This window comes from Bradyrhizobium sp. UFLA06-24 (genome assembly GCF_054967145.1).
This window is the reverse complement of record NZ_JADFUE010000026.1, coordinates 21367-33444: the sequence shown is the minus strand read 5'-3', so window position 1 is coordinate 33444 and position 12078 is coordinate 21367. Positions and strand designations below refer to the sequence as shown.

Annotated in this window: 9 protein-coding genes; 5 read left to right on the top strand and 4 right to left on the bottom strand. The window is 64.6% G+C overall.

Going from position 1 to position 12078, the window contains the following annotated elements:
* Positions 1 to 81 precede the first annotated feature (81 nt).
* The 4 genes from mnmG to IF809_RS21275 all read left to right on the top strand — a co-directional run bounded on the left by mnmG (position 82) and on the right by IF809_RS21275 (position 4665).
* Positions 82 to 1962, top strand: a complete 1881-nt coding sequence (gene mnmG / locus IF809_RS21290) for a tRNA uridine-5-carboxymethylaminomethyl(34) synthesis enzyme MnmG (protein ID WP_462838421.1) — start codon at positions 82 to 84, stop codon at positions 1960 to 1962.
* Positions 1963 to 1970: 8 nt separating this feature from the next.
* Positions 1971 to 2744, top strand: coding sequence for a 16S rRNA (guanine(527)-N(7))-methyltransferase RsmG (gene rsmG, locus IF809_RS21285; protein WP_462838420.1), 774 nt, complete (start codon positions 1971 to 1973; stop codon positions 2742 to 2744).
* A 25-nt stretch (positions 2745 to 2769) separates the two neighbouring features.
* Entirely contained in the window at positions 2770 to 3636 is an 867-nt protein-coding gene (locus tag IF809_RS21280) for a ParA family protein (protein ID WP_128963239.1), read from the top strand.
* 141 nt (positions 3637 to 3777) lie between these two features.
* Entirely contained in the window at positions 3778 to 4665 is an 888-nt protein-coding gene (locus IF809_RS21275; protein ID WP_462838419.1) for a ParB/RepB/Spo0J family partition protein, read from the top strand.
* A gap of 137 nt (positions 4666 to 4802) precedes the next feature.
* Here IF809_RS21275 and holA read toward each other — a convergent pair whose 3' ends face one another.
* The 3 genes from holA to leuS all read right to left on the bottom strand — a co-directional run bounded on the left by holA (position 4803) and on the right by leuS (position 9055).
* Positions 4803 to 5831, bottom strand: a complete 1029-nt coding sequence (gene holA / locus IF809_RS21270; RefSeq protein ID WP_462838418.1) for a DNA polymerase III subunit delta — start codon at positions 5829 to 5831, stop codon at positions 4803 to 4805.
* A gap of 61 nt (positions 5832 to 5892) precedes the next feature.
* The gene (locus IF809_RS21265; protein WP_128963242.1) at positions 5893 to 6444 is read right to left on the bottom strand and encodes an LPS assembly lipoprotein LptE; all 552 of its coding nucleotides are present in this window, start codon (positions 6442 to 6444) and stop codon (positions 5893 to 5895) included.
* On the bottom strand, positions 6431 to 9055 hold the full coding sequence (gene leuS / locus IF809_RS21260) for a leucine--tRNA ligase (RefSeq protein ID WP_462838417.1): 2625 nt from the start codon (positions 9053 to 9055) through the stop codon (positions 6431 to 6433). The genes IF809_RS21265 and leuS overlap by 14 nt, the downstream gene beginning before the upstream one ends.
* 265 nt (positions 9056 to 9320) lie before the next feature.
* Here leuS and IF809_RS21255 point away from each other — a divergent pair, with 265 nt between their 5' ends.
* Positions 9321 to 10298 carry a GGDEF domain-containing protein gene (locus tag IF809_RS21255; protein ID WP_462838452.1) on the top strand — a complete coding sequence of 326 codons (978 nt, stop codon included), beginning with the start codon at positions 9321 to 9323 and terminating at the stop codon, positions 10296 to 10298.
* Between the two features lie 35 nt (positions 10299 to 10333).
* Here IF809_RS21255 and IF809_RS21250 read toward each other — a convergent pair whose 3' ends face one another.
* Complete coding sequence (locus IF809_RS21250) at positions 10334 to 12031, bottom strand: diguanylate cyclase domain-containing protein (protein WP_462838416.1); 1698 nt, start codon at positions 12029 to 12031, stop codon at positions 10334 to 10336.
* Positions 12032 to 12078: the final 47 nt, after the last annotated feature.

Below are 12078 nucleotides of genomic sequence, written 5' to 3'. Positions count from 1 at the left end.
CCAAGTGCCCGTTTCACGTGAAACATCGGTTTCCCGAGTTTCCACTTCCGGCTTTCTCACCTCTGAGCTAGAAGTTCGCCCATGCGATCAGAGCGAGAAAGTTTCGACGTCATCGTCATCGGGGGCGGTCATGCCGGCTGTGAGGCCGCGGCTGCTTCTGCCCGGATGGGTGCAACGACGGCTCTGGTGACGCACCGCTTCTCCTCGGTCGGCGTGATGTCCTGCAATCCTGCCATCGGCGGTCTCGGGAAGGGCCATCTAGTCCGCGAAGTCGATGCTCTCGATGGCCTGATGGGACGGGTCGGCGACGCCGGTGGCATCCAGTTTCGCGTTCTCAATCGTCGAAAGGGTCCCGCGGTGCGTGGTCCCCGAGCCCAGGCCGATCGCAAGCTCTATGCCGCCGCGATGCAGGCCGCGATCCGGGAGACTGAGGGTCTTTCCGTGATTGAAGGTGAGGCCGACGAGCTGATCGTGGTCGATGGCCGGGTGACTGGACTGCGCCTGGCGGACGGCCGGGAGCTCAGGGCAGGGGCGGTTGTCGTTACCACCGGCACCTTCCTCCGCGGCCTGATCCATCTCGGTGAGAAGAACTGGCCCGCCGGCCGGGTCGGCGAGGCCCCCGCAATGGGTCTCTCAGTTTCCTTCGAGCACGCCGGCTTCACCCTCGGACGGCTGAAGACCGGCACGCCGCCGCGCCTCGACGGCACCACGATAGACTGGTCCGCGGTCGAAATGCAGCCCGGTGACGATCCGCCCGAGCCGTTTTCGGTGATGACCGAGCGGATCACCACGCCACAGATCCAGTGCGGCATCACCCGGACCACCCCCGCAACCCATGAGGTGATCCGCGCCAACGTCCATCGCTCTCCGATGTACTCTGGCCAGATCAAGAGCTCCGGACCGCGCTATTGCCCCTCGATCGAGGACAAGATCGTCCGCTTCGGGGACCGCGACGGTCATCAGATCTTCCTGGAGCCGGAAGGGCTGGACGATCCGACCGTCTATCCCAACGGCGTCTCGACTTCGCTGCCCGAGGAGGTCCAACTCGCGATCCTCGCCAGCATCCCGGGCCTCGAGCGGGTGAAGATGGTTCGTCCGGGCTATGCCATCGAATACGACCACATCGATCCCCGAGAACTCGATCCGACCCTGCAGACCAAGCGTTTGCGTGGCCTCTTCCTGGCGGGACAGATCAACGGCACCACCGGGTATGAAGAAGCCGCGGGGCAGGGCATCGTGGCCGGTCTGAACGCAGCACTCTCCGCCAGCGGCGCGGCGCTGGCGGTGTTCGACCGCGCCGACGGCTATCTCGGCGTGATGATCGACGACCTCGTCACCCGCGGGATCAGCGAGCCCTATCGGATGTTCACCTCGCGGGCCGAGTATCGGCTCACCTTGCGGGCCGACAATGCCGATCAGCGCCTGACCGAGAAGGGCATTGCGCTGGGCTGCGTCGGCAGCGCCCGGACCCGATATCATCGCGCCAAGATGGATGCTCTGAACGCGGCGCGGACGCTGTCGAAGTCTCTGACCATCACTCCCAACGAGGCGATCAAGCACGGGCTGTCCCTGAACCGGGACGGCCAGCGCCGGTCCGCCTTCGAGCTGATGGCTTACCCAGATATCGGCTGGAGCCAGGTCCGGGCGATCTGGCCGGAGCTCTCCGCTATCGATCCCGGCATCGCCGCCCATCTGGAGATCGACGCGAAGTACGACGTCTACCTGGAGCGCCAGAGCGCCGACGTCGAAGCCTTCCGGCGTGATGAGGGCATGGTGCTGTCGGAGATCGACTACAGCCTCGTCCCCGGTCTTTCCAACGAGGTGCGGGCCAAACTCGAGAAGGCACGGCCATTCACCGTCGGTCAGGCCGGCCGGATCGACGGTATGACGCCGGCGGCGCTCGGCATCCTCGCGGCCTATCTTCGCCGCGAGGCGCGCAAGACCTCCAAGGCCATCGCATAGGGTTTCACGTGAAACAGCGCGGACGGGGCGGGGACAGACCGCTATCGCGACGATCAGGAGCCGGCGAGGCCGCCGGTCGCCGGTCCGAACCGACCCCCGGGAAACCGAAGATCGACAAGGCCAGCGCCAACGATCAGGCGCTCGACTCCATCATCGCCGCCGACAAGCGCGCGGCGCTTAAACTCGCACCCGTTTCACATGAAACGGAGGAGCGGCTCAATCGCTACATTGCGCTGCTCCGGGAGTGGCAGGCCAAGACCAATCTGGTCGCGCCCTCGACCCTGCCTCACCTCTGGACCCGTCACATCGCCGATTCGCTTCAGCTTGTGAATCTCGCGCCGTCAGCTAAACGCTGGGCCGACCTCGGCAGCGGCGGCGGCTTTCCCGGCGTCGTCCTCGCCTGCGCCATGGCCGGTACGCCGGGCGCGAGCGTTCATCTCATCGAGCGAATCGCCAAGAAGGCCGCGTTTTTGCGCGAAGCTGTTCGCGTCACCACATCTCCGGGAGTCGTACATCTCGCTGAGATCGGGGATAATGTGGATAGAATCACCGGCCCCGTCGATTGCGTCACCGCGCGCGCGTTGGCTCCGCTAAATCAACTCATCGGCTTTGCGGAGCCGCTGATGCGCCAAGGCGCAAAGGCGTTATTTCCGAAGGGTCAAGATGTAGAGGCTGAATTGACCGAAGCCGCTAAATATTGGAATATTCAGCCGCAGCTCCACCGAAGCCGGACCGGCGACGGATGGACCGTCGAACTGGCTTCGGTTGAACGGCGCGGGTGAGGCGCTCAGGGGTTGAGGAATTTCGATGACCGTGATTGACGAGCCGCAGCAAGACCAGACCGTCCAGGAGACGGACCAAGTCCCGCACGCTCACCCGCGCATTCTGGCGTTGGCGAATCAGAAGGGTGGCGTGGGAAAAACGACCACAGCGATCAACCTCGGCACGGCGCTCGCCGCGATCGGCGAGCGCGTCCTGATCGTCGATCTCGATCCGCAGGGCAATGCGTCGACCGGCCTCGGCATCGATCGCCGCAATCGCTCTTGCTCGACCTATGACGTGCTGATCGGTGAAGCACCCTTGCGAGAAGCGGTGGTCTCCACCGCGGTGCCGCGGCTGCACATCGCGCCCTCGACCATGGATCTCTCCGGCCTCGAGCTCGAGCTCGGCACCACGGCCGGCCGCGCCTTCAAGCTGCGCGATGCGATCGGCGCGCTCAACAACAACGTCTCGCCCGAGTCGGACTACACGTACGTGTTGATCGACTGCCCGCCCTCACTGAACCTGCTGACGGTGAATGCGATGGCGGCATCGGACGCGATCCTGGTGCCGCTGCAGTGCGAGTTCTTCGCGCTCGAAGGTTTGTCGCAATTGCTGCAGACCGTGGAGCAGGTGCGCTCGACGCTCAATCCGAACCTGTCGATCCACGGCATCGTGCTGACGATGTTCGACTCGCGCAACAACCTCTCGAACCAGGTGGTTGCCGACGTCCGCCAGTTCATGGGCGAGAAAGTCTACAAGACCATGATCCCGCGTAACGTGCGCATTTCGGAAGCGCCGTCCTATGGCAAGCCGGTGCTGGTCTACGATCTCAAATGCGTCGGCAGCGAAGCGTACTTGCGTCTCGCCACCGAAGTGATCCAGCGCGAGCGCGAGCTGCGCGTCACGCATTAGCGCTACCGTAGGGTGGGCAAAGGCGTTTTCGTCGTGCCCACCGTCTTCCGCTTATGAACAATTGGTGGGCACGCTTCGCTTTGCCCAACCTACGACAATTCAGTTCTGGAGTGCTGCAGCGTGAATCCAAGGGAGCTGGCGATGGCCGATGAAGCGCGTTCGCGACTGGGCCGGGGTCTTGCAAGTCTGATCGGTGATGTCGGCGGCGAGGCCCAGCACGTCGACCGTCCGCGCGCGCAACGCAAGGTGCCGATCGAATTCATCAAGGCCAATCCGCGCAATCCGCGCCGGACTTTTTCGGATACCGAGCTCAAGGAGCTCTCCGAGTCCATCAAGCAGCACGGCGTGATCCAGCCGATCGTGGTGCGTCCCGTGAAGGGCGCACAGGATCGCTACGAGATCATCGCCGGCGAACGGCGCTGGCGCGCCTCGCAGATGGCCGGCCTGCACGAGGTGCCTATCGTGCCGGTCGACATCAGCGACAGCGATGCGCTGGAATTCGCGATCGTCGAGAACGTGCAGCGCGAAGACCTCAACCCGATGGAGGAGGCGCAGGGCTATCACGCGCTCGCCAACGAATTCAAACGCAGCCAGGAGGACATCGCAAAGGTCGTCGGCAAGAGCCGCAGCCATGTCGCCAACATGATGCGGCTGACCAAGCTGCCGGCCGAAGTGCAGGCCTTGATCGCGACCGGGGATCTGACCGCCGGTCACGCCCGCGCGCTGATCGGCGTGCCCGATCCGCTGGCCGCCGCCAAGCGCATCGTCGAGGAAGGTCTCAACGTCCGCCAGGCCGAGGCGCTCGCGCATGAAGAGGGCGTGCCGGAGCGCAAGCCGCAGAAGGCGCGCAGCAGCGGCGGCAAGGAGAAAGACCCTGATACGATCGACCTGGAGAAGCGTGTCAGCGACGCACTCGGCCTCAAGGTCACCGTCAATCACCGCGACCCCGGCGGCTCGGTCCAGATCAACTACCGCAACCTCGATCAGCTCGACGAGGTGATGAAGCGGCTGGCGAAGGGCGCGCTGTAGAGCTCAGTGCCGTCCGGGCGAAAGCCAGCTCTCTACACTCGTCAATTGTGAGCGCAGCGAAGCAATCCAGAGTCCCTCCGCGGAAAGATTCTGGATTGTTTCGCTGCGCTCGCAATGACGTGGAGAGAGCGTGGGGTTTATCCCCTTCGCCTCGCGTTCGCCGCGATCGCCATCAGCGTGCGCTGGGCGATGGCGGCGGCGAGCGTGGATTGCTTGCGGGTGTCGAGCGCGGCGGTCGCAAGCTGCTCGATGACCGCGGCGAGCCTTGCCGCGCTGAAATTGCGCAGCGCGGTTTCGACCATCGGTTTCCGCGAAAAATGCAGGCGCGGAAATCCGCCGTCGAGCACGGCGGACGCCGGCGTGCCGTCGGCAATCGCGAGCGCGGATTTGTGCAGCCACGCGGCGTGGCGCTGCGCGGCCGAGATGATCACGCCGGGATAGGTGCCGGCGATCATCGCCTTGGCGAATTCGGTCTCGACGATCTCGGGCCGGCCGGCGAAGGCGCCGTCGACGATCGGATCGAGCTTCAGCTCGGATGCGTCCGCGACCACGGACATCACGTCGTCCAGCGTGATCTCGCCTTTGCCATGGGCGTAGAGTGTCAGCTTACGCAGCTCGTTGCGGGACGCCTGGCGGTCGCCGCCGAGGAACGACATCAACGCGGCGCGGGCGTCCTGCGCGATGCGCAGATTCGCGGTGCGAAGCTCGTCCTCCATCAGTTTCGCCAGATCGCGCTCGGTGTCGGGATAGCAGCCGATCGCCACCGCGGTCCTGGCCTTTTCGCAGGCCTTGCGCAGCGGTGATTCCGGGCGCAGCTCGCCGGCCTCGATCACGATGCGGCAATCCTTCACGCCCATCTCAGCCAGCGTGTCGACACCGGCAGCAAAGCTCCGTGATCCCGCGCGGATGCGAATGGCGCGGCGACCGCCGAACAGCGGCACGGTCATGGCTTCGTCGACCAGGCGTGACGGCTCGGCGGAGAGCTCGTCGCCGTCGAGCTTGACCAGCGAGAAGGGATCGTTGGGATCGTCGACGGCGGACGCAACCAATGCGTCGGCGCGCTCGCGTACCAAGCCGGCATCAGGACCATAGAGCAGGATGATCGGCCGGCCCGCGTCGGGGCGGGCGAGGAAGGCGTCGATCTCTTTTCCGCGCAGCGCGACCATGTTGCCTGATACGCGTCATTCCGGGTTTATGCTTCGCATGCCCCGGAATGACGGGGATGAACTAGGTGCCCGCAGTGAAGAACGCGGCGAGCCGGGTGTTGATGTTCTCGGCGATCTCGTTTGCGGCACGATCCTCCGCGTCGCGCACCGCGCGGTTGCGGGCAAAGCGCTGGTAGGAGCCGGGCAGGTCATAGGACACGCGCGAGAAGGTAGTCCCGGTCATGACCGACTTGCCGGTCGCGACCTCGATCAGATTGTACTGGCAGTCGATGCCGTAGTTCTCGGTGTTCGGCAGGCCGGTACTGGGATCGACGATCAGCGACGTCTTGCTGGTGTTGAAGCGGATATCCAGCCGGTGGGTCGGCGGCATGCCCGTTGCCGAGCCGTAGAGCTTGAAGGCGAGGGCATTGCGGACCTCGACCCCGACCCGGGCCTCGCGCGAGGCGTTGGGCTTGGCGATCGGCGGCAGCTCGACCCCCATCAGCTTTTCACGCAAACCCGGGGTGCCGTCGGTATGCTCGGCATACATCGGCTGGAAGCAGCCAGCCGTCGTCGCCGCCAAGGCGGCGACCGCGAGCAGGCGGGCTGCGATGCGGATCCTAGCCGACAACATTCACAATCCTCTTGGGGACGATGATCACCTTGCGGACGGGCTTGCCGTCCAGGGCCAGTTTTACAGCATCGAGGGCCAAAGCGGCAGCCTCGATTTCCGGATTTTGGGCCGCTGTTGCAACCGTGACCTCACCCCGCTTCTTGCCATTGACCTGGACCACCAGCGTCACGCTGTCTTCAACCAGCAAATCGCGTTCGATTTGCGGCCAATCGGCCTCGGAAACCAGCCCGGGCTGCCCCAGAACCTGCCAGCACTCTTCGGCCAGATGCGGCATCATCGGGGAGAACAGCTGGACCAGGATCTGGCTGGCCTCCCGGATCGCCCAGGCGAGATCGGCCGTCGGCTGACCGGGGCGCTGGAGCACCTCCGAAAACGTGTTCGTGAACTCGCGGATATGGGCCAGGCAGACATTGAAGTGCAGCCGTTCGACCCCTGATGTGACCTTGTCGAGCGCGCCGTGGGCAGCCTTGCGCAAACCAGTCGCATCCGGCCCGAACGAGGCCGGCCGGGCCGCGGGGGCAGCCTTGCCAAGGTCCGCAGCATCGTTCACCAGCCGCCACAGACGCTGCACGAAGCGCGAGGCGCCCTGGACGCGCTCGTCACTCCAGATCACGTCGCGGTCGGGCGGGGAATCCGACAGCATGAACCAGCGGGCGACGTCGGCGCCATAGGTCGCGATGATGTCGTCGGGGTCGACCGTGTTCTTCTTCGACTTCGACATCTTCTCGATCGGGCCGATCTGGACGTCCTCGCCGGTCGCAAGCAGCGTCGCGCGGCGGCCGTTGCCACCGACCTCGATCTTCACCTCGGCCGGTTGCACCCAGGTGCCGTCGGCCTTCTGATAAGTCTCGTGCACCACCATGCCCTGCGTGAACATGCCGGCGAACGGCTCGTCGAGCGCGATGTGACCGGTCGCCTTCATCGCGCGGGTGAAGAAGCGGCTGTAGAGCAGATGCAGGATCGCGTGCTCGACGCCGCCGATATACTGGTCGACCGGCAGCATCCGGTTGGCGATCGCAGGCGTCGTCGGTGCGGCCTCGTTCCAGGGATCGGTGAAGCGCGCGAAATACCAGGACGAATCCACGAACGTGTCCATGGTGTCGGTTTCGCGGGTCGCCTTGCCGCCGCATTTCGGGCAGGTGACGTGCTTCCAGGTGGGGTGATGATCGAGCGCGTTGCCCGGCTTGTCGAAGCTCACATCCTCCGGCAGCACGACCGGCAACTGGTCGTCCGGCACCGGCACCACGTCGCACTTGGGACAGTGGATCACCGGAATCGGGCAGCCCCAATAGCGCTGGCGGGAAATGCCCCAGTCGCGCAGGCGGAAATTGACCTGGCGCTCGCCGACCGACGCATTGCCGCGCAGCTCGCGTTCCAGGCGCTTTGCGACCTCATCCTTGGCCTGGTCGATGGTCATGCCGTCGAGGAAGCGGGAATTGATCATGCGGCCGTCGCCGTCATACGCGGTGTCGGTGATGACGAATGATTTTGGATCCTGGCCTTCGGGACAGACGACGGGCGTGTTGCCAAGGCCGTATTTGTTGACGAAGTCGAGGTCGCGCTGGTCGTGCGCGGGGCAGCCGAAGATCGCGCCGGTGCCGTATTCCATCAGCACGAAGTTGGCGACATAGACCGGCAGCTTCCAGGAGGGATCGAACGGATGCACGGCGCGGATGCCGGTGTCAAAGCCCTGCTTCTCGGCTGTGTCGATGATCTCCTGCGCCGTGCCGATTTTCTTGATGTCGGCAATGAATTGGGAAAGCTTCGGGTTCTTTGCAGCCGCTGCCTGCGCCAGCGGATGATCGGCCGAGATCGCCATGAACTTCGCACCGAACAGCGTGTCGGGGCGCGTCGTGAAGATCTTCAGCTCGCTCTCGCCGGCGGGTGTGGTCGCCTGGTCCAGCGCGAAACGGATCAAGAGGCCCTCGGAGCGGCCGATCCAGTTGCGCTGCATCAGCCGGACCTTGTCGGGCCAGCGGTCGAGACTATCCAGCGCGGACAACAATTCCTGCGAGTACTTCGTGATCTTGAAGACCCACTGGCTCATCTCTCGTTGTTCGACAACGGCACCGGAGCGCCAGCCGCGGCCGTCGATCACCTGCTCGTTGGCGAGCACGGTCATGTCGACCGGGTCCCAGTTCAGCTTGCGCTTTTCACGCTCGGCGAGGCCCGCGGCGAGCATGTCCAAGAACATCTTCTGCTGATGCTTGTAATAGCTGGGGTCGCAGGTCGCGAATTCGCGGCTCCAGTCCAGCGACAGCCCGATCGAACGGAGCTGCTTCTTCATCGCGGCGATGTTGTCGTAGGTCCAGGCCTTCGGCGCGACCTTGCGCTCGATGGCGGCGTTTTCGGCCGGCAGGCCGAAGGCGTCCCAGCCCATCGGATGCAGCACGTTGAATCCCTTGGCGCGCATGAAGCGGGCCAGCACGTCGCCGAGCGTGTAATTGCGGACATGGCCGATATGAATGCGCCCGGATGGGTAGGGGAACATCTCCAGCACATAATATTTCGGCCGCGAATCGTCGTTCTTCGAGACGAAGATCGCCTGTTCGTCCCAGATGCGTTGCCAGCGCGGTTCGGCTTCGCGGGCGTTGTAGCGTTCGGAGGTCATGGAATCGTTGGGTTTTCGTGGTTTCGGCGGCCTGAAGAGGCCGGACTAGGCCATAGAAGTCGACGGGGGGTCAATGGGTTGCCGCCGGAAGTGGTGGCCCGCAATGCTGCTCCGCAAAAGTACGGATGAGGGCGTTGGGACCGGGTTAAGGGGTCGGTGCGAGTTTGGCCGTCAATAGTGTACCCCGCGTCAGGCAATGGCCCTAGATTTCGACAATCCCGACTATGACTATGCCGCCTCCATCGCCGGACGGGCGATGCGCAGCATGGCCGACCAGCGGATTCCGCCGACGCCGGCCAATTTCGCCATCTGGTTCCAGTATTACGCAGGTGGCCATGACGATCTGCGCAACGCCATCGATCTGCTGATCGACCACAACCGCCCCTTCGACAGCCGCACTAATCAGGACCTGTTCGAGACTTATATTGCGCCCCATGTGAGCGCTGCCGTCGTCGATACGTCCGAGCGGCTGCATGCCCTGATGGGCGCGGCGAAGGAGTTTCTGGCGACCGCAATCGCCGACAACCGCTCCCAGATGCAGGCGATCAGCCAGGTTGCCGACCAGGGCCAGGCGGGCGTCGACCCGAAGGCGCTGGTGGCCCAGCTCATGAACGAGCTGGCGCGGGCCGCTACCAGGACGACGCGGCTCGAAGCGGGCTTTGCCGAGAAGACCCGCGAGCTCGACGTCATCAGAGATTCGCTCTCCAAATCCGAGGAGCGCGCGCGGACCGACACGCTGACGGGACTCGCAAATCGCAGGGCGCTGGACGAATTTCTCCGCAAAGCACAGACGACCGCCGATTGGGGCGAGCCGCTGAGCGTGCTCCTGCTCGATATCGACCACTTCAAGACCTTCAACGATAATTTCGGTCACGGCGTCGGCGACCAGGTCTTGCGTCTGATGGCCAAGGTGCTGCGCGAAAAGGTTCGTACGCAGGATCTGACGGCTCGCTACGGCGGCGAGGAGCTGATCGCGGTGCTGCCCGATGCCGATCTTGCAGCGTGCACTGACATCGCCGAGCGGATCCGGCGCGCGATCGCGGAGTGCACCATCACCCGCCGCTCGACCGGCGAGGTGCTGCCGAACATCACAGTTTCAATCGGCGTGGCGCAGTATCGGGCTGGCGAGGCGATCGCCGATTTGATCGAGCGCTGTGATCGCGCGCTCTATCTTGCCAAGGGCGGCGGCCGCAATCGCGTCGTGACGGAGAACGAACTCGACCGCGCCGAGGCTGCGGGTTAGCGGAGCACAGCGAGATCAGGGCAAGCAGTCCGACTCTAGCCTGCCATCGCAATCTTGGCCGTGCCGTTCTCGATCGCCTCTACGCCATGCTCGACGACATTGTTGCGGCCGCGATGCTTGGCGGCGTAGAGCGCCGCGTCGGCGGCCTCGATCAGATCGCCCGGGCGCAGGGATTCGTTCGGTCGCGCCGCCGCAACGCCGATCGACACCGTGACGACCATGTGTGCCGAAGTGATGTGCGGCAGGCAGAGCTTCAGCACGGCCGCCCGCACCTGCTCGCCGATCTCGACGGCGCGGTTGACGTTGGTATTCGGGACCAGCAGGCAGAATTCCTCGCCGCCGTAGCGGGCCGCAAAGCCCATGGTGTCCGCAGCGATGCCGGATAGCGACTCGCCGAGCCGGGTCAGGCACGAATCGCCTTCGAGATGGCCGTAGGTGTCGTTGAACAGCTTGAAATGGTCCACGTCGATCATCAGAAGCGCGAGCTCGCTGCCGTATTGTTGCGCGCGCATCCATTCGAAGTCGAGGCGGCTCTGGAAACCGCGGCGGTTGGCAAGCCCCGAAAGCATGTCGATCGACGCCATCACCGTCAGCCGGTCGTTGGTCGCGATCAGCTCGCGCTCGCGCTGGCTGAGCTGAGCCGCCATCGCGTTGAAGGCGCGCGCCAGCGGCACGAATTCGGCCGGCAGCCGGCTGCGCGCGGCGCGGGCCGACAGATCGCCCTGGCCGAGACGCTTGGCCATGTCGGCGAGCATTTCGATCGGCTTGATCACGAGCTTCTCGGCGGCGATCAGGGCGCCGAGCAGCACGAACATGACGACGAAAGCGAGCTGGAGATAGGCGGTGCGGATATCGCGGCTCACCGCGGCGGAGACCTTGTCTTCGTCGATGCTGGCGATCAGGCGCGAATTGGTGCCGGCGATGCGGATGAAGCTGACCGCGCGATGTGACCCGTCGGCGGCAAGGAAAGACAGCGAGCCTTCGTCCTGGTCCGAGCGCAGCGCCATGTCGGCAATGGCCGACATCAGCGGCATGTTGTCGAGGGGACGGCCGACCGCGTTGTGCTGGTCGGCCGGCGCGGCCAGCACGGTGCCGGCGCTGTCGACCAGCACCGCGGTGATGCCGGCGCGGCCGCCCAGATTGTTCATCACCTTCGACATCCAGTCGAGATTGACCGTTGCCAGCACGACGGCGTCAGCGACGCCGCTGAACGCCGAAACTGGATAGACCGCCATCACGGTCGGCGATTGCACCGGCCGCGACAGGATGAAGTCGGACAGCACGAAGCGGCCGGTCTCCTGCGCCTGCTGGAAATAAGGCCGATCGGAAAGATCGAGGCCGACATACATGTTGTTGGTGGCGCACTGGATGCGACCGTCCTGGCCGGCGATCAGGAGCGTGCGAATCCAGGGAAGGTTCGTCGGCAGGCTCGCGCGCAGGACGTCACAGCTCTTGCTGACGCCGCCGGCGGAGGCGCGGATGAAAGCTTCCGATTTCAGGATGGTTTCGACCGACGAGATCACCTCGCGCTGCGCATCGGCGCTGTGTCTTGCGACGGTGGTGAATTCGGCCGTGGCCTGCGCGATCTGCTTGGTGCGGGTGTCTTCAAGCGAGCGGATGCGCTCGAGCATCAAGGGCGCGACCAGAATCACCGCGAGCAACGCAAGCCGGGCCCTGATGCCGAGGACCTGCTTGAGTTTTGCGCGTTTGCGGTTGAAACTGACGCTGACCATTTTCGCTACCCACCCCGCGGGCAAGGTAAAGCGAAGGGTTCAAAAAC

Coding starts and splice junctions, on each gene's coding strand:
- mnmG (WP_462838421.1), top strand. CDS start 82: ATGCGATCAGAGCGAGAAAGTTTCGACGTCATCGTCATCGGGGGCGGT.
- IF809_RS21280 (WP_128963239.1), top strand. CDS start 2,770: ATGACCGTGATTGACGAGCCGCAGCAAGACCAGACCGTCCAGGAGACG.
- IF809_RS21275 (WP_462838419.1), top strand. CDS start 3,778: ATGGCCGATGAAGCGCGTTCGCGACTGGGCCGGGGTCTTGCAAGTCTG.
- holA (WP_462838418.1), bottom strand. CDS start 5,831: ATGGTCGCGCTGCGCGGAAAAGAGATCGACGCCTTCCTCGCCCGCCCC.
- IF809_RS21265 (WP_128963242.1), bottom strand. CDS start 6,444: ATGTTGTCGGCTAGGATCCGCATCGCAGCCCGCCTGCTCGCGGTCGCC.
- leuS (WP_462838417.1), bottom strand. CDS start 9,055: ATGACCTCCGAACGCTACAACGCCCGCGAAGCCGAACCGCGCTGGCAA.
- IF809_RS21255 (WP_462838452.1), top strand. CDS start 9,321: ATGGCCGACCAGCGGATTCCGCCGACGCCGGCCAATTTCGCCATCTGG.
- IF809_RS21250 (WP_462838416.1), bottom strand. CDS start 12,031: ATGGTCAGCGTCAGTTTCAACCGCAAACGCGCAAAACTCAAGCAGGTC.